The sequence below is a fragment of the Desulfomicrobium aestuarii genome (assembly GCF_055385525.1).
Window position 1 is genome coordinate 2,438,566 of the sequence record NZ_AP042427.1, and the last position, 21,047, is coordinate 2,459,612.

Sequence of the window (21,047 nt, forward strand, 5' to 3'; positions counted from 1 at the left end):
AATCTATCCGGAATAATTGAATATTTCGATTGAGGGAATCCCCCTTCTGTAGTAGTTCTTTTGTTACCACACACAAGAACGTCAAAAAAAGGATTCCCGCATGCAAACTACAAATAATGCCATCGATTTGCAACTCATTAAAAACGAGTGTGAGAGCAGAATCGATTCGTTTTTCAGTCAGTTCGGAATTGCGACCATTGCGCGAAATTCAAGCATCAAGAAAGCAAGAGGATATTCTGCTTTGACTATTCTTCTGAACATCTTTGTTCTTCCGTTTATCGGAAAGAATATCTATCGAAGCATCGTCATCAATCCAAAAAGCGATGTCGGAAAAGATGCCATCTATGAGTTCATGCGCTCAAGCAATTTCGGTTGGAGACGATTCTTGCTCAAACTGGCCTTTGGCATTCATGAATTCATTGACGGGTTGACCAGTAAAGATCGCGAATCCGTGCTTATTCTCGATGATTCCACCATTGAGCGCCCCAGATCGAAGAAGGTTGAACTGCTGGCCAAAGTTCATGACCATACGACTGGGCGATTCCTCAAGGGTTTCAAGTTGCTCACCCTGGCATGGTCCGATGGATCGACCCTGTTGCCTCTCGACTTTGTGCTGCGCTCTTCTGCGAACAAAAATCAACGATACCAGGAGGTTTCTAAAGATCTTGATAAGAGATCATGCGGCGCACGGCGGCGCCAGGAGGCTGTGACCAAATCCACGGAACTGATCGAACCCATGATCGAGCGCGCACTGAAAGCTGGCATCAAGGCCAAGTTCCTGCTCATGGACAGTTGGTTCGCCATGCCTGCCCTGATTTCCGAGGTTTGCAAGCACATCCCCGTCATCTGCATGGTCAAGCGCACTCCCAAGGTCCACTACATCTTCGAAGGACAGGTGGTGGACGTGACGCAGATTTACAGCCAGATCCGAAAACGTAGAGGCAGGGCCAAGATCCTGGCCAACGCACAGGTTGAGTTCAAGGGCGGCCTCAAAGCCAAACTCGTCTTCGTGCGGAACAAGCACAAGAGAGACTGGCTGGTCTTGCTTACCACTGACCTCATCCTTGCCGATGAAGACGTTGTCCGCATTTACGGCAAGCGCTGGGACATCGAAGTGTTCTTCCGCACGGCCAAGCAGCACTTGGAATTGGAGAAAGGCTGCCAGGGCCGGGACTTCGACGCTCTCATTGCTCACACGACCATCGTGATGACCCGATACATCTTCCTGAGCATCGAGAAACGCAGGACGGAAGATCCAAGAACCCTCGGCCTGCTGTTCCATCGTTGCTGCGAGGAGGCCGAGGACTGCACTCTTGTCAAAGCACTGTGCCAAATCCTAGGCATCACCCTGGAAAACCTAAAGAAGCTTGGCGAAGCTCAGAGCCAGGCAGAACGCATACTGCTTGAGGCATTTCAAGAAGGAATGCGGAGTTTGGGGCGCAATTTCGATTATATCTTCAATGAACAAAGGTTGTTAGCTGCTAATGGCTAACCCCGAAAGTCGAGTATTAAATCTAACCACCGCTTGATTCAGCACGAGTCGCAGTGTTGGGCATAGTGTTGGGCAGATAATAATTGACGAAAAAAAGGGCTCGGATTTACATCCAAGCCCTTGATTTCACTGGTCGGGGCGACTGGATTCGAACCAGCGGCCCTCGGTTCCCAAAACCGATGCGCTACCAAACTGCGCTACGCCCCGAAGAGCGCAGTTTCTACACAGCCGCGCTTTGCACTGTCAACAGCTTTCTGGCTTGGCTGGACAGGGGTGGGGCTTGGCCGTATGAGCTTGCTGCATGATTCCCCCCATTGTTTTGCTCACGGATTTCGGCCTTGCGGACCCCTATGTCGGGCAGATGAAGGGGGCTCTCCTGCGTCTGGCGCCTGCGGCTCCCGTCGTCGATCTCTGCCATGAAGTCCGGCAGCACTGCATCCTGCAGGCCGGCTTTCTTCTTGAGACCAGTCGGCCCCACTTCCCGGACGACAGCATCTTTCTGGCCGTAGTCGACCCTGGAGTCGGCTCGGAGCGGTCCATTCTCCTGGCACGACAGGGCCGACAGCTTTTTCTGGCCCCGGACAACGGGCTGCTGTCCTTCCTGCATGGCCAGAAAGCATCCTGGTGGCGTGCGGATGCAGACGCCTCCAATGCCAGCCGCACCTTTCACGGCCGGGACGTCTTCGCGCCCCTGGCCGCGCGGCTGGCCCTCGGGGCCGACCCCAGTTCACTGGGGCGGTCCATCGACCCCGCCGAGGTCGTGCGCCTTGAACAGACCTGGGCCGAGTCCGGCGACGGGTGCCTGGATTGTGCCGTGCTGCATGTGGACCGCTTCGGCAACTGTCTGCTCAACCTGCGCATCGAGGCCATGCCCGCCCGAGGCCGGACCTGGATGCTGGACGACGGCCGCACTGTCTCCAGAGTCACGACCTACGCCGACCTCGCGCCGGGCCAGGTCGGGCTGCTGGCGGGCAGCCAGGGCGTCATGGAGTTGGCCGTGAACGGCGGTTCGTGCGCCGGCCTCCTCGGTTTCCTGCCCGGCCGGACATTCCGACTGACCTGCACGGAACGGCGCCCATGAATCCGCTGCACGACTTCCTCGTCGCCCTGACCTTCCTGACCCGGCTGGGCCGGGCCCGCATCACCTCCAACGAGGAGATCAGCCGCTCCATGGGTATGTACCCCCTGGTCGGGGCGCTCATCGGCCTCGCCCTCGCCCTGGCCTCCCTGCTGCCTTTCACGACATGGGTCCTGGCCTGGGTCCTGACGGGCCTGAACCTGTGGATCACCCGAGGCCTGCACTGGGACGGCTGGGCCGACCTCTGGGACGGCTGGGGCAGCGGCGCCACGGGGGAGCGGTTCTGGACCGTCGTCAAGGACAGCCGTATCGGGGCCTTCGGGGTCATGGGGCTCGTGCTGGGCCTCGGGGCCCAGACGGCGCTGTTCGAGCGCGCCCTTGCCCTCGGGGCCTGGAGCGCCCTGCTCTTCGCCCCGGTCTTCGGCCGACTGTGCTGCCTGGCCCTGGCCCGGGCGGGGCGAGCCTTCGGGCGACCGGGGCTGGGGCAAAACGCCCTGCAGGGGGCGACGCTCTCAGCCCTGGCCGTGGGCGGCCTCACCGCCGCAGCCGCGGCCCTGACCCTGCCCGCAGGCCATGTCGTGTCCGCAGCCTTCATCGCCATCGCGCCCCTGGCAGGTCTGCTGTCTCTCGCCCGCCGCGAGGGCGCGATGAACGGCGATTTTCTGGGCGCGGCGATCATCGCCGGGGAAATCTGCGCACTCCTGCCTCTCGCATTCCATTTCTGAGCAAAAGCCGAACTCAAAACGCTGCCGAAATCCCGTGTTTTCACGTAGAATTCAGCCATAATAGCTACGCATATCAATGGATTGTCCGGTTCATTGACCCCTGTTTTTTTTTCGCGTAGCAGCCCATGGACGCCGCGATTAAGTGCCCGCTCAAGGCATTCCCGTTTCCAGGGCCGCGCGGCGAAATCCATACAGGAGATCACAATGGACTTTCCACAACTCAAGATCGGCGATCTTGTTGCAAAAATCCCCATCATCCAGGGCGGCATGGGTGTCGGCATATCCCTTTCGGGGCTGGCCTCGGCCGTGGCCAAGGAAGGGGGCATCGGCGTCATCGCCGGCGCCATGATCGGCATGGGCGAGCCGGACATCGGCTCCAACTACCGCGAGGCCAACATGCGCGCACTGGCCAACGAACTGCGCAAGGCCCGCGAAAAGACCAGCGGCATCCTGGGCGTGAACATCATGGTCGCCCTGACCAACTTCGGCGACCTGGTCAAGACCTCCATCAAGGAAGGCGCGGACGTCATCTTCGCCGGCGCGGGGCTTCCCCTGGACCTGCCCTCCTATCTCGTGGACGGCGCCAAGACCAAGCTCGTGCCCATCATCTCCTCGGCCCGCGCCGCGACCATCATCTGCAAGAAGTGGATGTCGAAGTTCGACTACCTGCCCGACGCCTTCGTGGTCGAAGGCCCCAAGGCCGGCGGACATCTGGGCTTCAAACCCGAACAGATCGACGACCCCGAGTTCTCCCTCGAAAAGACCGTGCCCGAAGTCGTCGAGGCGGTGAAGGAGTTCGAAAGCAAGGCCGGCCGCCCCATTCCGGTCATCGCCGCCGGCGGCGTCTGGGACGGCGCGGACATCTACAAGTTCATGCAGCTCGGAGCCTCCGGCGTGCAGATGGGCACCCGCTTCGTGGCCACGCACGAGTGCGACGCGGACATCAAGTTCAAGGAGTCCTACGTCAATGCCAAGGAAGAGGACATCCAGATCATCAAAAGCCCCGTGGGCCTGCCCGGCCGCGCGGTGGACGGACCGTTCCTGCAGGACGTGAAGGCGGGCCTCAAGAAGCCCTTCAAGTGCCCCTTCCACTGCATCAGTTCCTGCGACTACACCAAGAGCCCCTACTGCATCGCCCTGGCCCTGGTGAACGCCAAGAAGGGCCTGTTGAAGCACGGTTTCGCCTTTGCCGGCGCCAACGCCTACCGGGTCAGCGCCATCGTCTCCGTGAAGGAGCTGATCGAGTCCCTGCGTCAGGGCTACATCGAAGCCGCCACTGCGGCCGGCGCGGCCTAGCCGACGCCAAGACCGACCACCGCAAAGCCCGGCCCGCGCCGGGCTTTCTTTTTTGCGCACGCTTCTTGCTTGGACCCGGCCATGGCGCGCCCTTTCGTTTTCAAGCTCGAAAAAGTCCTGGAGTTCCGGACACAGTTGGAGGACCAGGCGAAACTGGCCCTGAGCAAGGCCCTGCAGGACATGCAGGAACAGGCCGCGCGCGTCGAAAGGCTGGAAAAGGACTTGGCGTCGTGCCTCGAGGAGATGAGCCGGATCAAACAGATGACGCAGCCCGAGCTGTGGCTGTGGTCCGGTTGGCGCAACCGTCTGGAACTTGACAAAAAACAGGCGCAGGCCAAACTGGCCGGACTTGAGCGGCTGGTCGAGGAACGGCGCCGCGATCTCGTGGCCAAGGCCAAGGACCGCAAACTCCTGGAGAAACTCCGGGCCAAACAGGCAGTCAGACATGGGCAGGAAGAACAGCGAAAAGAACAGAGCGCATTCGACGAAACAGCCACCCTCCGCTTCGGGCGCGCGCCTTATTAGGCTGATCCAGGCCACGGTCGTCCTGGCCGCGGTCAAGCTGGCGGCCATCGGCATGCTGTGGATGCCGGCGTCTGAACCGGACAGCCTGCTGCTGCAGCCCGTGGCCATACGCCCGGCCATGGCCCAGGCACCGCCCGCCCCGGCCGCAACGCCTGCGCCGCCTGCGGAGAATTCGGCAAACGCCGACAGTCAGGCGGAAAACGCGACCAACGCCGTGCCGGCGACGGACGAGGAGCGGGCCCAGGCCCTGAACGCACGCGAACAGGCCCTGGACAGGAAGGAGGCCGAACTGAAGGCCCTGGAGGCGGAGCTCGACGGAAAACTCGAGAACCTGCGCGCCCTGGAAGTTCGGATGCAGAAACTCATCGATTCCGCCGGCACCATCCAGGACGAGAAGATGGCGCACTTGGTCGACGTCTACTCCAACATGAAGCCCAAGCAGGCGGCGCAGGTCCTCGAAACCCTGGAGGAGAGCATCGCCGTCAGAATCCTGGCAGGCATGAGCGGCCGCAAGGCAGGCGAAATCCTGTCCTCGGTGCGCCCGGATCGGGCCGCCTTCCTGTCCGAGGCCCTGACCCGCCTGCAGACCGGAACCGACTGACCATGCCGCGCATCCGCCTGACCGTGGCCTACATCGGCACGCGCTACCTGGGCTGGCAGATTCAGGGCCGGGGGGCGACCATCCAAGGCGTCCTGGAGGAAAAGCTTTCGCGCATCTGCGAGGAACCGGTCCGGGTGCACGGTTCGGGGCGCACGGACAGCGGCGTTCACGCCCTCGGTCAGGTGGCCCATTTCGACGCGCCCGACTCCAAGGCCCGCATCCCCTGGCAAAAGGCGCTCAATTCCATGCTCCCGGACGACATCGCCATCATCAACGCGCGCGAGGCCGAGCCCGGCTTCCACGCCCGCTTTTCGGTCCGCTCCAAGCGCTACGCCTACACCCTGTGGACCGAGCCGGACTTCACCCTGCCCCAGCGCGCGCCCTTCGTCTGGCCCGTGCGGCACCTCGACCTGACGGCCATGGACCGGGCCGCGGCCTTCCTGGCCGGGACACACGATTTCGCCGCCTTCCAGAACGCCGGCACCGAGGTCAAGGGCACGGTCCGCACCCTGGAGCCCATCCGCCGCGAGCCGGGCCTTCACCCGTGCGAATGGGCCTTTCGCTTCCAGGCCGACGGGTTCCTGAAGCAGATGGTCCGCAACCTCATGGGCATCCTGGTCGAGGTCGGCCGCGGCGGCATGAGCCCGGAAGAGGCCAGGGCCGTCCTGGAAAGCCGCGACCGGCGCCTGGCCCCGGCCACGGCCCCCCCGCAGGGGCTGACCCTGGAAGAGGTTATCTACTAAACAAAAACCGGGAACGGCCGAATACATTCGAAACGCCCCTGTCTGTAGCCCGAGGGAGAACGCCGTGGCCCTGACCGACCTGGAAAGACTTTTCGTCTACACCACCGCCAACCAGATCTGGCAGCAGGACCTGCTCATGAATGCCTACTTCCAGGGCTCGAGCGTGGGCGCCAACCTGCGCGAGATGGTCCTGGGCCGGCCGGCGGTCAAGCCCCTGACCAACCCCTACGACCAGGCCATCACCGGCCGCCTGCGCGCCGACAGCGCCACCATCCGGCAGGGTGCGCGCAACGTGAAGGAGGCCGCCTCCATGGTCGGCATCGCGGCCGAGGCCGTGGGCACCATCAAAAGCACCCTGGAGCAGATGGAAAGCATCGCCCGGCAGGTCAAGGACGGCGACCTGACCTACTCCGCTTCCGTGGCCGCGGAATACGACGCCCTGCGCGACAAGATCGTCGGCGTCGTCGAGTCCACGCTCTACAACGGCATCGCCCTCCTCGACAGCGGCCAGTGGGGGACGGAGCAGATCGATTCGTCCGGCAACGTGCACATCCAGTCCAACCTGAGCGGCAGCCCGCAGTACGGCGGCTTCGACGTGACCTTCCGGGCCCTGGACACGGTGCCCTGGTCCACCGCCCTTTCGGGCACGGACCTGAACAACGCGGCCACCCTGCAGACCCAGCTGGACAGGCTGTCGGGCTACATCGGCGACATGACCACCCAGGAATCGCTCTACGCCGAACGCGAAAGCGGTCTCGCCTACCAGGCCACTGCCCTCGAATCCCAGGCTGACCTGCTGGACCAGGCCGTGGAGGCCCGCCGCCAGTCGCCGACCCTGTCCCTAGAGGAAATCCTGGTGCGCCTGCTGCTGCGGGACACGGGGACGCTCATGGACGAAATCAGCTGACTCCGGCATCGGACATTTTTTCCGCCCTGCCTTGCTCCTGCATCTCTTTGCGTCTACAATGCCAGCAAAACCAGTTTTTCCGGCGGAAGGCGCTGCAGTTTCCCTCGCAACGCCCATGCGCCCCGGAGGATTTGATCATGTCCATCCGAACCATCCGAATTATGCTGGCCGGCCTGTTCGTCCTGGCGCTGACCGTGTGCCCGGGCGCGCCGTCTGAGGCGCAGCCGAAGGCCGAGGATGACCTTTCCTTCAGCATCTACGGCGGGGTCATGACCAACGGCGACTGGATCGAGGCCGTCTCCGGCCAGGCAGGCCTGGAAGATTCCTACCTCCTGGCCGGCGCTGCGGGCTGGACCTTCTACCGTCCGGCCAACCGGATGTGGTCCCTGGAACTGGAAGCCAACGTTGCCAGACATTTCGGCATCCAGGATCACTTCGAACTCAACGCCCCGGTCCTGAACGCCCGTTGGGAGGCCTTCCCCTGGGACAGTGCCCTGGACACCAGCCTGGCCTTCGGCATCGGGCCGTCCTTCGCCACGACCACGCCGGAGTACGAACGGATCAGGAAGGGTGACAGCGACCCGGTGATGCTCTTCTGGCACATCGAGGCCGCCTTCGGGCTGCCGGGCTCCCCCTGGTCCACTTTTTTCCGCCTGCACCACCGCTCGACAGGCTACGGGATGTTCGCGGACGATGGCGGGAGCAACATCCTGAGCCTAGGCCTGCGCTACGAATTCTGACGCGGGCGTTCACCGACCGGGCCTGGGACAGGAAAAGGTCCGGCCACCCGTCACAACCAAAGGAGACACCATGTCGAAACGCACCCTTCTTCCCGCATTTCTGGGCCTGGCGGCCATCGGCGCGATTTTGCTGCTCGGATCGGAGTCGGTCCGGGCCCAGGGCGACCTGCTGCAGAAAGGACTGGAATTGGTAAAGCCAAGTGGATCAAGTTCTTCAGCCGGGTCCCTGACCCAGGGCGAGATGGGCGACGGCCTCAAGGAGGCCCTGCGGGTCGGCACCGAGACCGTTGTCGCGCAGCTCGGGAAAACCGACGGCTTCAACGCGGACAAGGCCATCCACATCCCCCTGCCGGGACAGCTGGCCACGGTGCAGAAGGCCCTCAAGGCGGCCGGCTATTCGAGCCTCGTCGACGACCTGGAACTGAAGCTCAACCGCGCCGCCGAGCAGGCCACTCCCAAGGCCAAGGCCCTCTTCGTCGACGCCATCGCGGCCATGACCATCCAGGACGCCCAGAAGATCCTGAACGGCCCCGACGACGCGGCCACCCAGTACTTCCGCAAGTCCATGGGGCCGGGCCTGGCCACGGAGATGAAGCCCATCGTCGACGCCACCCTGGCCGAGGCCGGGGCGGTGCAGGCCTACGACGCCATGATGGGCCAGTACAAGGCCCTGCCCTTCATGCCCGACGCCAAGGCCAACCTGACGGACTACGTGGTAGAGAAGGGCATGGACGGCATCTTCCACTACGTGGCCAAGGAGGAGGCCGCCATCCGCACCAACCCGGCCGCGAGAACCACGGACCTGCTGAAAAAGGTCTTCGGCAAGTAGCCAAAACAACGTGAGGGCGAAGCCCCCCGGCCTCGCCCTCACCCGCCCCGGGCACCCCCAGGTCCATCACGTCCACTCAGTCCATCCCGTCCACAACCCCCAGAATTTCCTTTGTCTTTTCCTCCATGAGCGCCCTGTCCCCGCGCGACTCCACATTGAGGCGCAGCACGGGTTCGGTGTTGGAGGAGCGCAGGTTGAAGCGCCAGTCGGCGAACTCCAGGCTCAGGCCGTCGGTCGTGTCGCGGATCAGGGCTCCCGCGCCGAAGCGCGCCTCCACGGCGGCGATGGCGGCCTTGGCGTCCGCGACCCTGCGGTTGATCTCGCCGCTGGCCGGGAAGGCGCGCATGGCGTCGTCGACCAGTTCGGCCAGGGACTTGCCCGTCAGGCAGACCAGTTCGGCCACCAGCAGCCAGGGGATCATCCCTGAGTCGCAGTAGGCGAAGTCGCGGAAATAGTGGTGGGCGCTCATCTCGCCGCCGTAGACCGCGTCTTCCAGGCGCATGCGCTCCTTGATGAAGGCGTGGCCGGTCTTGGACATGATGGGCCGTCCCCCGGCCGCGCTGACGGCGGCCATGGTGTTCCAGGTCAGGCGCGGGTCGTGGATGATGCCGGCGCCCGGGTGCTTGCGGGCGAAGGCCTCGCCCAGCAGGCCGACGAGGTAGTAGCCCTCGATGAAGCGGCCGGTTCCGTCGAAGAAGAAGCAGCGGTCGAAGTCCCCGTCCCAGGCCAGGCCCAGGTCCGCGCCCGTCTCGACCACGGCGCGGGCGGTCATGTCGCGGCATTCCGGCAGGAGCGGGTTGGGTACGCCGTTCGGGAAATTGCCGTCGGCCTCGTGCAGGATTTTATGGAAGGCGAAGGGCAGCATGGGCTCCAGCAGGTCGACGACGGCCCCGGCCCCGCCGTTGCCCGCGTTGACCACGATGGACAGAGGCCGCAGGGCCGACCGGTCGATGTAGGACAGCAGGTGGTCGCGGTAGCGCTCCCGTACGTCCAGAGACTGTTCACGGCCGATGCGCTCGGCCGCCGGGAACTCGCCGGACGCCGCCAGATCGCGGATGGCGAAGAGGCCCGTGTCGCCGCTTATGGGCCTCGAGTCCTCGCGCACGAACTTCATGCCGTTGTAGTCCTTGGGGTTGTGGCTGGCCGTGACCATGATGCCGCCGTCCATGCGCTGATCGAAGACGGCGAAGTAGACCTCCTCGGTGCCGCACTCGCCCAGGGCGTAGACGTCCACGCCGGACTCGAAGAGCCCGCGGGTCAGTGCCGCGGCCATGGCCGGGCTGGACAGGCGGATGTCGTGGCCGACCACCACGCGGGACGGCTTGAGCCAGGTGGCGTAGGCCCGGCCGATGCGCCAGGCAAGGTTCTCGTCCAGTTCGTCGGGCACGCGGCCGCGGATGTCGTAGGCTTTGAAGCAGGAAAGGTTCATGCGTCGGCTCCTCGGATAGTGTATGGTCGGGCCGTCAGCGGCCGGGATCATGGCTAACGGGGCGGAGGCGGCTTGATCAAGAAAAAAGAGCGAATCCCCCTGACCGTCATCGCGAGCGCAGCGCGGCGATCCGTCCCCACATCACCTGCCAGCGGACCGCCTCAAGTCTGCCGGTTGACTTTTCCCCGGATCGCGCCTTTTCTCTCCTCCGTCGAACCGCATCCGCAACCCCCGGAACCACCATGCATCCTTCAGCCTGGACCACCCTGACCCGCCCCCTGCGGCACCGCAACTTCCGCCTCTTCGCCTCGGGGCAGATCATCTCCCTCGTCGGCACCTGGGTCCAGAACGTGTCCGAGGCCTGGCTCGTGTACCGGCTGACGGGATCGAGCGCCGCCCTGGGCCTGGTTCGCTTCGCGGGGCTGGCGCCCATCTTCGTCCTGGCCCTGGTGGGCGGGGACTGGGCCGACCGCGCCAACCGCCGCGCCATCCTCATCGGGACCCAGACCGCGGCCATGATCCTGGCCTTCATCCTGGCCGCCCTGTGCTTCACGGAACAGGCCCGGGTCTGGATCATCGTCCTGCTGGCGGCCATGCTCGGAGTGGTCAACGCCATCGACAACCCCACCCGCCAGTCCTTCGTGGTCGAGATGGTCGGCAAGGAGGACCTGCCCAGCGCCATCGGCTTCAACTCCTCCATGTTCCACACGGCCCGCATCATCGGCCCCGGCGTGGCCGGGGCGCTGCTGGCCACCGTCGGGGAGGCCTGGTGCTTCACCCTGAACGGCCTGTCCTTCCTGGCCGTCATCGCCTGCCTGGCCCTCATGCGCCTGCCCGACACGCCCAGGCCCGCGCCGCAGGGGCAATTCCTGTCCCGCATCAAGGCGGGCGTCGCCTTTGCCTGGACGAACCCTGCCATCCGCAGCCTCCTGGCCCTGGTGGCCGTGACCAGCCTCTTCGGCTCCTCCTTTCTGGTGCTCATGCCCGTGGTGGCCCGGGAAGTCCTCGGGCGCGGGGCCGACGGCTACAGCCTGCTCATGACCGCCGCCGGGGTGGGCAGCCTCATGGGCGCCCTCATCCTGACCATGCGCAGGAACACGGGTCTGTGGGCCTTGCGGTCCGTGGCCTCCCTGGCCTTCGGCCTGACGCTGGTCCTCTTCTCGTTCTCGACGGTCTTCTGGCTGTCGATCCTGCTGGCAGTGCCCGCGGGGCTGTTCATGATCCTGCTCATGGCCACGTCCAACACCCTGGTGCAGACCCTCACACCCGACGAGATGCGCGGCCGGGTCATGGCCCTTTTCGCCATGATGTTCATGGGCATGTCGCCCTTCGGCTCCCTCGGAGCGGGTCTGACGGCCGAGTTCATCGGCGTCGGGCCTACCCTGGGCCTGTGCGGCGCGGTCTGCCTCGCCGCCGGGATCCTCCTGGGACGCAGACCCCGGGACAACTGATCCCGCAATACTTCCCTCCTCCTGCGGCAGACGCGACCGTCCCCGCCGCGATGCGCGTCTCCGCCCCATAGCCGCGCCCAATCCGGGCGATTCCGTCCGCTATCCGGTTTTCTTCACCACAAAACATGTTTTCGGCTTGTGGACAGCCGTAAAATCGGATATATTTATTAAGAATTATTCTCATAATACGGAGGTCCCATGCTCGATTCCAAGTACCGGAAATTCCGGGACGCAGTGGCCGCTTTCGTGCCGGCCGAGCGTATCATCACCGACCCTTTGCGTCTGCTGGCCTACGGCACGGACGCGAGCTTCTACCGGCTCATCCCAAAGATCGTCATCAACGTGGAGTCCGAGGGCGAAGTGGCCCGCATCCTGCGGCTGGCCCACAAGGACGGCATCGAGGTGACCTTCCGCGCGGCCGGCACCAGCCTCTCGGGCCAGGCGGTCACGGACTCGGTACTGCTGCGCCTGGGAGAGGGGTGGCTGGGCTGCCGCATCTACGACAACGCCCGCCGCATCGACCTGGAGCCGGGCATCATCGGCGCCCACGCCAACCGCTCCCTGGCCCCCTTCGGCAAGAAGATCGGACCGGACCCTGCCTCCATCGACTCCTGCAAGATCGGCGGCATCCTGGCCAACAACGCCAGCGGCATGTGCTGCGGCGTGGCCGAGAACAGCTACAAGACCCTTGAGGAGCTGCGACTGGTCTTCGCCGACGGGACCATTCTGGACACGGGGGACGACGCCTCCAGGCGCGCCTTCCGGGAAAAGCACCCCGAGATCATCGGGGGGCTTGAGGACCTGCGCCGCCAGGTCATGGCCGCGCCTGAACTTGAAGCGCGCATCCGGCACAAGTTCAAGATCAAGAACACCACCGGCTACAGCCTGAACGCCCTGGTGGACTTCGAGGACCCCTTCGACATCCTCAAGCACCTCATCGTCGGCTCCGAAGGGACCCTGGCCTTCGTCTCCCGGGTGACCTACCGCACCGTCATCGAGCACGCCCACAAGGCCTCGGCCCTGATGCTCTTCCCGGACATCCGCACGGCCTGCGAGGCGACCATCATCCTCAAGAAGCAGCCCGTGGCCGCCGTGGAACTCATGGACCGCCCGGCCCTGCGCTCGGTCCAGGACAAGGACGGCATGCCGCCCTACCTGAAGGAACTGAGCGACACGGCCGCCGCCCTGCTGGTCGAGACGAGGGCCGAGGACAAGGCGGCCCTCGACGCCCAGATCGCGACCATCAAGGCGGCCCTGTCCGACGTGCCCATGGTCCGGGACATCGAGTTCACGCCCGTGCCCCAGGAGTTCGCCAAGCTGTGGAACATCCGCAAGGGCCTCTTCCCGGCCGTGGGCTCAGTGCGCGCCACCGGCACCACGGTCATCATCGAGGACGTGGCCTTCCCCATCGAACGCCTGGCCGACGCGACCCTGGAACTGCAGGGACTGCTGGAGAAATACGGGTACTCAGAGGCCATCATCTTCGGCCACGCCCTGGAGGGGAACCTGCACTTCGTCTTCACCCAGGACTTCGGCGACCCCAAGGAGGTCGAGCGCTACAGCAACCTCATGGACGACGTGACGGCCATGGTCGTGGACCGCTACGACGGGTCCCTCAAGGCCGAGCACGGCACGGGCCGCAACATGGCGCCCTTCGTGGAGATGGAGTGGGGCAAGGACGCGTACCGCCTCATGCAGGACATCAAGCGCATCTTCGACCCCAAGGGGCTTTTGAACCCCGGCGTCATCCTGAACCCCGACCCCAAGGCGCATCTCAAGGATCTGAAGCCCCTGCCCGCGGCCCACGAACTGGTGGACAAGTGCATCGAGTGCGGGTTCTGCGAGCCCATCTGCCCGTCCAAGCACATCACCCTCACGCCGCGCCAGCGCATAACGAGCTGGCGCGAGATCCAGCGGCTGCGGAACATCCCGGAGAAAAGCGCGGAACTCGCCAAGCTGCTCAAGGCCTACGGCTACCAGGGCGACGGCACCTGCGCCACGGACGGGCTGTGCGGCACGCGCTGCCCCGTGGGCATCGACACGGGCAAGATGACCAAGGCCCTGCGGGCCGAGCACGCCACCGGCCGCCAGAAGAAGGCCGCCGACTGGGTGGGCGGGCATTTCGAGGGCGTGGCCCGGACCGTCTCGGGCGTGCTGACCACCGTGGACGCCGTCCACGCCGTGGCCGGGACGCGCTTCATGGACGCCTCCTCCGAGGCCCTGCACCGCGCCTCGCTGAAGCGCATCCCGCGCTGGAACGCGCAGATGCCCAAAGGGCTGGGACGCATCAAGGCCGAAGCCGTCGACGAGGCCAACCCCCTGAAGGTGGTCTATTTCCCGAGCTGCATCGCCCGCAACATGGGGCCGGCACGGGGCGAGAAGATCGCGTCCCTGCCCGAGGTCACGGTGCGGCTGCTGCGCAAGGCCGGGTACGAGGTCATCTTCCCCAAGGGCATGGGCGGGCTGTGCTGCGGGCAGGCCTTCGAGAGCAAGGGTTTCGTGGCCCAGGCCGACGCCAAGAGCGCCCAGCTGGAGGAAGCACTGCTGGAGGCCACCCGCGGCGGCGAGCTGCCGGTGCTGTGCGACACGAGCCCGTGCCTCAAGCGCATGCAGGAAGTCCTGGACCCGCGCCTCAAGCTCTACGACCCGGCCGTCTTCGTGCTCGAATTCCTGCAGGACAAGCTCTCCTTCGTGCGCAAGGACAAGCGCGTGGCCCTGCACGTGACGTGCACGTCGCGCAAGATGGGACTCGAAGGGAAGCTCCTGGAGCTGGCCGGGAAGTGCGCCGCCAAGGTGGTCGTGCCGGAGGACGTATTCTGTTGCGGCTTCGCCGGGGACAAGGGCTTTTCCGTGCCGGAGCTCAACGCCTCGGCCCTGAAGACCCTGGCCGACAAGGTCCAGGACTGCACCGAAGGCTACTCCACCAGCCGGACCTGCGAGGTCGGCCTGGCCCTGCACGGCAAGATCCCCTACCGCTCCATCCTCTACCTTGTGGACGAGTGCACCGCATGACCCGAAACGCCCCGCAGGCTCCTGCCTGCGGGGCGTTCCGCGCTTTCTTCCTGTGCCGGAACGCGAGCATTAGAACACCGGTTGCGGGCCGTATGCCGGCCTGTTACAGATGAGCATCCTGTTTTCTGCGTACGAGCCGCAGCGGCATACGCACAACCATCTGCAGCGGCCCGCTTCGGGCCCGTTCCTTCACGGAGTCCATCATGCGCCTCGGCATCATTCTGCTCGGACTGCTCCTTTCCTTCCTTGCTGGAAGCGGGCTGGCCATGGAAGCGTCGGAAAGCCCCTCCTCGCACCCCCTGCCTGCGGGCAGCGTCATGCCCGACCTGCAGCTGCAGGGCGAACTGGCCCCCGAGCACCTCAAGCACCTGGGATTTGCCGGCCAGGGGCCCCACAGTCTTTCCAACATCCGGGCGAAAACCGTCATTCTCGTGGCCTTCAGCATGTACTGCCCCCACTGCCAGCGCGAAGCGCCGATCCTCAACGAGTTGAACGCCCTGATCAAAAGCCGCGGGCTGGCCGAGGACGTGAAGCTCATCGGCGTAGGCATCGGCAATTCGGATTTCGAGGTGAAGGTTTTCCGGGACAAGTACGCCGTGACCTTCCCCCTGTTCTCGGACCCCGATTTCAAGGTCAACAAGGAAATCGGCGAAGTCGGCACGCCCTTCTTCTATGTCCTCGACCTCGATGCCCAGAAGAAGGAAATCATCGTTGCGGACACCCTGCTCGGCCGCATGGAATCCGCCGCCGCGTTTCTGGACCATGCCCTGAAAGCGAGCAAAGCCGGGAGGTAGACCCATGTCACGACATATGTTCCCCTTCCTTCTCGCCGCGGTTCTTCTCTGCGGCGCACCGCTTTCCGCCATGGCCCAGGGCCCTGGCATCCCCAAGGCCCATCTCTTTGAGGTGGGCGAACTCAAGCCCCTGGACAGCACCCTGAAGGTCAAGGTTGGGGACCCGGCCCCGGACTTCAGCCTGCCGACCATCGACGGAGGCACGGTCAGCCTGGCCCAGTTCCGCGGGAAGAAAAACGTGGCCCTGTCCTTCGTGCCGGCGGCCTGGACCCCGGTCTGCTCGGGGCAGTGGCCCGGCTACAACATCGTGCAGGACCTCTTCGACCAGACGGACACGCAGCTCATCGGCGTGAGCGTGGACAACGTGCCGACCCTGCACGCCTGGGTCCAGGAAATGGGCGGCGTGTGGTTCCCGGTGGCCTCGGACTTCTTCCCCCACGGCGAAGTGGCCGACGCCCTGGGCATCCTGCGCTCGACGGGCGAGGCCGAACGGTCGCTGTTTCTGATCGATAAGCAGGGCATCATCCGCTACATCGACGTGCACGACATCAACTCCCGGCCCGATCTGGGCCCCCTGGTCAAGGCCATGCAGGAGCTCAAGAACGCACAGAACTGACGGGCACGACGCATTCCCCGTCAACGGACACGCTGTTTCAACTCTGGAAGACGGGCCCGGCCACGCAACCTGCAGCACGGAGAAACATCATGGAACTTCTCGACGCAATCCACACACGGCGCAGCATCCGCAAATACACCGACACGCCCGTGGACGAAGTGATGATCGAAACCATCCTCCGCGCCGGCATGGCCGCGCCTTCGGCCGGCAACCAGCAGCCGTGGCATTTCATCGTGATCACGGACAGGGCGCGGCTCGAAGCGATTCCCGCTTTCCACCCCTACGCCAAGATGGTCGCCCAGGCCCCCTTGGCCATCCTCGCCTGCGGCGACCCCGACGGCAAAAAATGGCCGACCTTCTGGGTCCAGGACCTGAGCGCCGCCACCCAGAACATGCTCCTGGCCGCCCGCGGCCTGGGGCTCGGAACCGTGTGGGTCGGCATCTATCCGGAGCAGGACCGCATGGACGGCTTCCGCAGGCTCTTCGGCCTCCCCGACAACATCCACCCCTTCTCCCTCGTCCCCGTGGGCTGGCCCGCAACGCCCTTCGAGGCCCTGGACCGCTTCCGGCCGGAGCTCGTGCACCGGGAGACATGGGGCGGAAAATGACGAAAACGCCCCGGACCTCATCATGGTCCGGGGCGCTCCCCCGCCACCCCGCTCATCGATCGGCAAAAAATTGCCGCACATGTTTCCGGGGCGCCTAAATGGTTCCCCTCCCCCCTGAAGGATATCCGGGAAACCGCCCACAATTTCCAGCCAGGCAGAAATTCAGTTCAGCTTGAGTTCGTACTCGGCCAGCTTGTAGCGCAGGGTGCGCGGGCTGACGGCCAGGATCTCGGCCAATCTCGCCTTGCTGCCTCCGGCCTCGGCCCAGGCGCGGACGATGGCCTCCACTTCGGCCTGGCGCACCGCGGCCTCCAGCGTCACCACGCCCTGGCTGCGGTCGACGGCAGGCAGGCCCGTGGCCAGGCGCATTTCCAGGGGCAGGTGCGAGGGTTCGATCAGGGGGTCGGAGCACAGCAGGACCAGGCGCTCGGTCAAGTTGCGCAGTTCGCGCACGTTGCCCGGCCAGGGATAGTCGCACAGCGCGTCCAGGGTGGCGGGAGCCAGGCGCACGCCCGGCTTGTGGTAGCGGTGGCGGTACATGGCCAGGAAATACTCGGCCAGGGGCGGGATGTCGTCGACCCGCTCGCGCAGGGGCGGCAGGGTCACGGGGATGACGTTGAGGCGATAGTAGAGGTCGGCCCGGAACTCGGCGGCCGCGACCATCTTGTGCAGCACGCGGTTGGTGGCGGCCACGATGCGGGCGTCGAAGGGCAGAGGCCTCTCCCCGCCCAGGCGGCGGAAGGTCTTCTCCTCGAGCACGCGCAGGAAGTCGACCTGGTTGGCCGGCGGGATCTCGCCCACCTCATCCAGGAAGAGGGTCCCGTCGGCAGCCAGTTCGAAGCTGCCCTTGCGCTGGCGCTGGGCCCCGGTGAAGGCCCCTGCCTCGTGGCCGAAAAACTTGTCGGCGAAAAGCTCCCCCTTGAGCACGCCGCAGTTGACCGGAACGAAAGGCTTGGCGCGCCGCCCCGAGAGTTGGTGCACGAGGCGGGCGAAGAGCTCCTTGCCCGTGCCGGACTCGCCGTAGACCAGGATGGTGGCATCGGAGCCGGCCACCTGCGTGGCCAGGCGGTAAAGGTCGCGCATGCTCCTGGACTGGATGACGAACTTGCCGAGCCCCTCCTCCGTGCCGAGCTCCAGGACCTGCGCCTCGGACGGGGCGACCGCTTCCGGCAATTTTTTGCCAGCCCTTTTCCGACCCTTGGCACCGGTCTGAGCCAGGCCATATTCCTGAATTTTCATCGCCCTGCACACTCCGCTTCGAGCCAAGACACCCCACGCCGCCGTACGTCGCGACGCCATTCCCGTATGCCCGAATTTTGAGAAAAAAGGCACAATCTTGCCGAATGCGGCAATAATTTGCCGATTATCTCCATCCCCGAATCACGTCAACCCTTCGTCCGTCTCGATTTCCCCGCTGGCATGGTCCTTGCCCTGAAAGGAGGCCGGATGCGTTGGGCATCGTGCCGCAGGACACTTTTTTCATAATGTACTTCAAGGAAACGTGTAAACGGGAGCGAAACTGGGATGAAACTGAACATGACGTTGATGCGAATTCTGGGAGGGACCGCACTGGCTCTTCTCCTGTTGGTCACTTTGGCTTGGGCGAGCAACAACACCGAACTGGCGAACGAGGCTGCGAAGCAGATGGCCGAGGCCACAGGCGGCCCCTCGGGACTTCCCTGGTGGGCCTGGCCGACGATCCTGCTCTTCTTCTGCTTCGTGCTGGGCATCATCGCCGTGCTGGCCGGCGTCGGCGGCGGCGTGCTCTTCGTGCCCCTGGTCAGCGGGTTTTTCCCCTTCCACCTCGACTTCGTGCGCGGCGCGGGCCTGCTCGTCGCCCTGGCCGGCGCCCTGGCCGCCGGACCGGGCCTGCTGAAGCGAAACCTCGCCAGCCTGCGCCTGGCCCTGCCCGTGGCGCTGATCGCCTCCAGCTGCGCCATCGTCGGCGCCTTCCTGGGCCTGGCCCTGCCGGGCAACGTGGTCCAGATCTGCCTGGGCGGCACCATCATGGGCATCGCCATCCTCCTGCTGACCTCCAAGAACACGGCCCGTCCCGTGGTCACCAAGCAGGACGCCCTGGGCCTGGCTCTGGGCATCCAGGGCGCCTACATGGAGGCCAACGGCGAGATCGTCGAGTGGAAGACCCACCGCACCCTGCCGGGCCTGCTGCTTTTCATCATCATCGGCATCATGGCCGGCATGTTCGGCCTCGGCGCCGGCTGGGCCAACGTCCCGGTCCTGAACCTGCTCATGGGCGCCCCGCTGAAGGTCGCCGTCGGCACCAGCAAGTTCCTGCTGTCCATCACCGACACCTCCGCCGCCTGGGTCTACCTGAACCAGGGCTGCGTCATCCCCCTCATGGCCATCCCCTCCATCATCGGCCTGATGATGGGCTCCTTCGTGGGCGTGCGTCTGCTGGCCAAGGCCAAGCCGGCCTTCATCCGCTACATGGTCATCGGCGTCCTGCTCTTCGCGGGCGGCAAGGCGCTGGCCAAGGGCCTGGGCTTCTAACCATCAGCATTCAAGGAGAACAACCATGAATAGACCCGACACCAATGCGCCGGCCGAACAGATCACCTACGCCAACATCCTTTTTTACGGATGTTGGAGCGGCTTGGCTCTCATGATCTTGACGTATATAGTCTATGTCACCGGCATCCTGGATCCGTACGTCTCCATGGAACTGGTGACCAAGTTCTGGTCCCAGCCAGTTGGTGAATACCTGACCCAGAACAACGTTCCGACCGGCTGGGGCTGGGCCACGCTGCTAGGCAAGGGCGATTTCCTGAACTTTCTCGGGATTGCGCTCCTGGGCGGCCTGACCATCGTCTGCTACATTCCGGTCATCTTTGCGTACCTGAAGAAAAAGGACATGGCCTTCGCCGTCATTTCCATCCTGGAAGTCATCGTGCTTTGTTTCGCGGCGTCCGGCATCATCGGGGGCGGCGCTCACTAAGGGAGACCTGCGTGCTCAAACGGATTGAAGACCTGATCGGGACCGATTGCCCGGACCTGCCCGCCCTGCTCGACGGACTGCCCATGGGCATCGTCATGCTGGATGAAGGCGGCCGCGTGCTCATGCTCAACAAGGCCCTGGAGGCCCTGACCGGCTACAGCCGGGATGAGGTGCGCGGCCTGCCCTGCCGGCATGTGCTGCGCAGCCGCGCCTGCGTCCAGGGCTGCCCCCACGGGCGCGAAGAGGGGCCCGGCTCCGGCGTCGAGACCGACTGCATCAACCGCCACCGCCGCAAGATTCCCATCCGCATCACGCCCGTACACGTCAGCGACGGCAACAACCGCCCCGTCTGCGTCCTCGACGTGGTCGAGGACCTGACGGCCCTGCGCGAGACCGAGGCTCGTCTGTCCCAGGCCACAGGGCAGGGGCAGATCGTCGGGCGCAGCCAGGCCATGGAAAAGCTCCTTCGCCTCGTGCCGGTCATCGCCCAGCACGACTCGCCGGTGCTCATCACCGGCGAGACCGGCACGGGCAAGGACCTCCTGGCCGAATCCGTGCACAAGGCCTCCCCGCGCTCGCGGGAGCCCTTCGTACGCTTCAGCTGCGGTCCCATGCCCGAGGAACTCCTGGACGCCGAGCTTTTTGGACGCGTCCTGGACAACTCCGGTGAACTCAAGCCCGGCCGCTTCCAGCAGGCCCACGGCGGGACCCTCTACCTCTCGGAAATCGCCGACCTGCCCCTGTCTCACCAGAGCAGGCTGGTGCGCTTCCTGGACGAGGGCACGGTCCTGCCCGTGGGGGCCTCCAAGCCCGTGCGCGTCAACGCCCGGCTCATGGCCTCCACGGCCGAGTCGCCGGACAAGCTGGTCCAGGACGGCCGCCTGCGGGAAGATCTCTTCCACCGCATCTCGGCCATCAGGCTGCACCTGCCGCGCCTGCGGGAGCGCGGCGAAGACCTCGGCTTCCTGCTGCACCACTTCCTGGGGCAGTATGCGGCCCGCTTCAAGAAGAACATCACCGGCATCAGCCCCAAGGCCGTGCGCATCCTGCGCGAGCACGAGTTCCCGGGGAACGTGCGCGAACTCAGGAACATCATGGAATTCGCGGCCATGGTCTGCACCGGCGAAACGATCCGGACGGAGCACCTGCCGGTCCACCTGGCGGGCCACCTCGACGCCGCAACCACGCCCCGCGTCGCGGACAAGGCCCGCAAGACGGGCCGCAAGAACACGGAGGAGCGGTAAG

20 protein-coding genes and 1 tRNA gene are annotated in these 21,047 nt (G+C 64.9%); 18 read left to right on the forward strand and 3 right to left on the reverse strand.

The window, feature by feature from the left end; genetic code table 11:
• Positions 1-100: 100 nt before the first annotated feature.
• Positions 101-1,492 carry an IS4 family transposase gene (locus ACZ5AC_RS11005; protein WP_464247664.1) on the forward strand — a complete coding sequence of 464 codons (1,392 nt, stop codon included), beginning with the start codon at positions 101-103 and terminating at the stop codon, positions 1,490-1,492.
• Positions 1,493-1,622: 130 nt separating this feature from the next.
• Here the strand turns inward: ACZ5AC_RS11005 and ACZ5AC_RS11010 are convergent.
• A tRNA-Pro gene (locus ACZ5AC_RS11010) sits at positions 1,623-1,699 on the reverse strand.
• Positions 1,700-1,793: 94 nt separating this feature from the next.
• Here ACZ5AC_RS11010 and ACZ5AC_RS11015 point away from each other — a divergent pair.
• The 9 genes from ACZ5AC_RS11015 (at position 1,794) to ACZ5AC_RS11055 (ending at position 8,936) form a co-directional block, all read left to right on the forward strand.
• Entirely contained in the window at positions 1,794-2,573 is a 780-nt protein-coding gene (locus ACZ5AC_RS11015; RefSeq protein WP_464247665.1) for an SAM hydrolase/SAM-dependent halogenase family protein, read from the forward strand.
• A complete protein-coding gene (locus ACZ5AC_RS11020) occupies positions 2,570-3,295 on the forward strand; it encodes an adenosylcobinamide-GDP ribazoletransferase (RefSeq protein ID WP_464247666.1) in 726 nt (241 codons plus the stop codon). The genes ACZ5AC_RS11015 and ACZ5AC_RS11020 overlap by 4 nt, the downstream gene beginning before the upstream one ends.
• Before the next feature lie 204 nt (positions 3,296-3,499).
• Positions 3,500-4,591 (forward strand): NAD(P)H-dependent flavin oxidoreductase, encoded by a 1,092-nt coding sequence (locus tag ACZ5AC_RS11025; protein WP_464247667.1) that lies wholly within the window; start codon positions 3,500-3,502, stop codon positions 4,589-4,591.
• An 81-nt stretch (positions 4,592-4,672) separates the two neighbouring features.
• Complete coding sequence (gene fliJ, locus ACZ5AC_RS11030; protein WP_464247668.1) at positions 4,673-5,116, forward strand: flagellar export protein FliJ; 444 nt, start codon at positions 4,673-4,675, stop codon at positions 5,114-5,116.
• A complete protein-coding gene (locus tag ACZ5AC_RS11035) occupies positions 5,037-5,717 on the forward strand; it encodes a MotE family protein (RefSeq protein WP_464247669.1) in 681 nt (226 codons plus the stop codon). The genes fliJ and ACZ5AC_RS11035 overlap by 80 nt, the downstream gene beginning before the upstream one ends.
• Before the next feature lie 2 nt (positions 5,718-5,719).
• Positions 5,720-6,460: a tRNA pseudouridine(38-40) synthase TruA gene (gene truA / locus ACZ5AC_RS11040; protein WP_464247670.1), complete on the forward strand. Its 741-nt coding sequence runs from the start codon at positions 5,720-5,722 to the stop codon at positions 6,458-6,460.
• Positions 6,461-6,524: 64 nt separating this feature from the next.
• On the forward strand, positions 6,525-7,367 hold the full coding sequence (locus ACZ5AC_RS11045; protein ID WP_464247671.1) for a flagellin: 843 nt from the start codon (positions 6,525-6,527) through the stop codon (positions 7,365-7,367).
• A 137-nt stretch (positions 7,368-7,504) separates the two neighbouring features.
• A complete protein-coding gene (locus ACZ5AC_RS11050; RefSeq protein ID WP_464247672.1) occupies positions 7,505-8,107 on the forward strand; it encodes a hypothetical protein in 603 nt (200 codons plus the stop codon).
• A gap of 70 nt (positions 8,108-8,177) precedes the next feature.
• Positions 8,178-8,936, forward strand: a complete 759-nt coding sequence (locus tag ACZ5AC_RS11055; RefSeq protein ID WP_464247673.1) for a DUF4197 domain-containing protein — start codon at positions 8,178-8,180, stop codon at positions 8,934-8,936.
• Positions 8,937-9,012: 76 nt separating this feature from the next.
• Here ACZ5AC_RS11055 and ACZ5AC_RS11060 read toward each other — a convergent pair whose 3' ends face one another.
• Positions 9,013-10,365 carry a phosphohexomutase domain-containing protein gene (locus tag ACZ5AC_RS11060; RefSeq protein ID WP_464247674.1) on the reverse strand — a complete coding sequence of 451 codons (1,353 nt, stop codon included), beginning with the start codon at positions 10,363-10,365 and terminating at the stop codon, positions 9,013-9,015.
• A gap of 242 nt (positions 10,366-10,607) precedes the next feature.
• Here ACZ5AC_RS11060 and ACZ5AC_RS11065 point away from each other — a divergent pair, with 242 nt between their 5' ends.
• The 5 genes from ACZ5AC_RS11065 (at position 10,608) to ACZ5AC_RS11085 (ending at position 16,846) form a co-directional block, all read left to right on the forward strand.
• Positions 10,608-11,816 (forward strand): MFS transporter, encoded by a 1,209-nt coding sequence (locus ACZ5AC_RS11065; RefSeq protein WP_464247675.1) that lies wholly within the window; start codon positions 10,608-10,610, stop codon positions 11,814-11,816.
• Positions 11,817-12,014: 198 nt separating this feature from the next.
• Complete coding sequence (locus ACZ5AC_RS11070; protein WP_464247676.1) at positions 12,015-14,828, forward strand: FAD-binding and (Fe-S)-binding domain-containing protein; 2,814 nt, start codon at positions 12,015-12,017, stop codon at positions 14,826-14,828.
• 203 nt (positions 14,829-15,031) lie between these two features.
• Complete coding sequence (locus ACZ5AC_RS11075; protein ID WP_464247677.1) at positions 15,032-15,622, forward strand: peroxiredoxin family protein; 591 nt, start codon at positions 15,032-15,034, stop codon at positions 15,620-15,622.
• A gap of 4 nt (positions 15,623-15,626) precedes the next feature.
• Positions 15,627-16,238: a peroxiredoxin gene (locus ACZ5AC_RS11080; protein WP_464247678.1), complete on the forward strand. Its 612-nt coding sequence runs from the start codon at positions 15,627-15,629 to the stop codon at positions 16,236-16,238.
• An 89-nt stretch (positions 16,239-16,327) separates the two neighbouring features.
• A complete protein-coding gene (locus ACZ5AC_RS11085) occupies positions 16,328-16,846 on the forward strand; it encodes a nitroreductase family protein (protein ID WP_464247679.1) in 519 nt (172 codons plus the stop codon).
• 162 nt (positions 16,847-17,008) lie between these two features.
• Here the strand turns inward: ACZ5AC_RS11085 and ACZ5AC_RS11090 are convergent, their stop codons facing one another.
• Positions 17,009-18,019 (reverse strand): sigma-54 interaction domain-containing protein, encoded by a 1,011-nt coding sequence (locus tag ACZ5AC_RS11090; protein ID WP_464247680.1) that lies wholly within the window; start codon positions 18,017-18,019, stop codon positions 17,009-17,011.
• A gap of 363 nt (positions 18,020-18,382) precedes the next feature.
• Here ACZ5AC_RS11090 and ACZ5AC_RS11095 point away from each other — a divergent pair, with 363 nt between their 5' ends.
• The 3 genes from ACZ5AC_RS11095 to ACZ5AC_RS11105 are packed head-to-tail and all read left to right on the forward strand — an operon-like array spanning position 18,383 to position 21,046.
• Positions 18,383-19,357 (forward strand): sulfite exporter TauE/SafE family protein, encoded by a 975-nt coding sequence (locus ACZ5AC_RS11095; RefSeq protein ID WP_464247681.1) that lies wholly within the window; start codon positions 18,383-18,385, stop codon positions 19,355-19,357.
• 25 nt (positions 19,358-19,382) lie between these two features.
• Positions 19,383-19,802 (forward strand): DUF1634 domain-containing protein, encoded by a 420-nt coding sequence (locus ACZ5AC_RS11100; RefSeq protein ID WP_464247682.1) that lies wholly within the window; start codon positions 19,383-19,385, stop codon positions 19,800-19,802.
• Positions 19,803-19,813: 11 nt separating this feature from the next.
• The gene (locus ACZ5AC_RS11105; RefSeq protein ID WP_464247683.1) at positions 19,814-21,046 is read left to right on the forward strand and encodes a sigma-54 interaction domain-containing protein; all 1,233 of its coding nucleotides are present in this window, start codon (positions 19,814-19,816) and stop codon (positions 21,044-21,046) included.
• Position 21,047 lies beyond the last annotated feature (1 nt).

Bases quoted from the DNA above. Each gene is read 5' to 3' on its own strand.
- ACZ5AC_RS11005 (WP_464247664.1), top strand. From the start codon at position 101: ATGCAAACTACAAATAATGCCATCGATTTGCAACTCATTAAAAACGAG.
- ACZ5AC_RS11015 (WP_464247665.1), top strand. From the start codon at position 1,794: ATGATTCCCCCCATTGTTTTGCTCACGGATTTCGGCCTTGCGGACCCC.
- ACZ5AC_RS11020 (WP_464247666.1), top strand. From the start codon at position 2,570: ATGAATCCGCTGCACGACTTCCTCGTCGCCCTGACCTTCCTGACCCGG.
- ACZ5AC_RS11025 (WP_464247667.1), top strand. From the start codon at position 3,500: ATGGACTTTCCACAACTCAAGATCGGCGATCTTGTTGCAAAAATCCCC.
- fliJ (WP_464247668.1), top strand. From the start codon at position 4,673: ATGGCGCGCCCTTTCGTTTTCAAGCTCGAAAAAGTCCTGGAGTTCCGG.
- ACZ5AC_RS11035 (WP_464247669.1), top strand. From the start codon at position 5,037: ATGGGCAGGAAGAACAGCGAAAAGAACAGAGCGCATTCGACGAAACAG.
- truA (WP_464247670.1), top strand. From the start codon at position 5,720: ATGCCGCGCATCCGCCTGACCGTGGCCTACATCGGCACGCGCTACCTG.
- ACZ5AC_RS11050 (WP_464247672.1), top strand. From the start codon at position 7,505: ATGTCCATCCGAACCATCCGAATTATGCTGGCCGGCCTGTTCGTCCTG.
- ACZ5AC_RS11055 (WP_464247673.1), top strand. From the start codon at position 8,178: ATGTCGAAACGCACCCTTCTTCCCGCATTTCTGGGCCTGGCGGCCATC.
- ACZ5AC_RS11060 (WP_464247674.1), bottom strand. From the start codon at position 10,365: ATGAACCTTTCCTGCTTCAAAGCCTACGACATCCGCGGCCGCGTGCCC.
- ACZ5AC_RS11065 (WP_464247675.1), top strand. From the start codon at position 10,608: ATGCATCCTTCAGCCTGGACCACCCTGACCCGCCCCCTGCGGCACCGC.
- ACZ5AC_RS11070 (WP_464247676.1), top strand. From the start codon at position 12,015: ATGCTCGATTCCAAGTACCGGAAATTCCGGGACGCAGTGGCCGCTTTC.
- ACZ5AC_RS11075 (WP_464247677.1), top strand. From the start codon at position 15,032: ATGCGCCTCGGCATCATTCTGCTCGGACTGCTCCTTTCCTTCCTTGCT.
- ACZ5AC_RS11080 (WP_464247678.1), top strand. From the start codon at position 15,627: ATGTCACGACATATGTTCCCCTTCCTTCTCGCCGCGGTTCTTCTCTGC.
- ACZ5AC_RS11085 (WP_464247679.1), top strand. From the start codon at position 16,328: ATGGAACTTCTCGACGCAATCCACACACGGCGCAGCATCCGCAAATAC.
- ACZ5AC_RS11095 (WP_464247681.1), top strand. From the start codon at position 18,383: ATGACGTTGATGCGAATTCTGGGAGGGACCGCACTGGCTCTTCTCCTG.
- ACZ5AC_RS11100 (WP_464247682.1), top strand. From the start codon at position 19,383: ATGAATAGACCCGACACCAATGCGCCGGCCGAACAGATCACCTACGCC.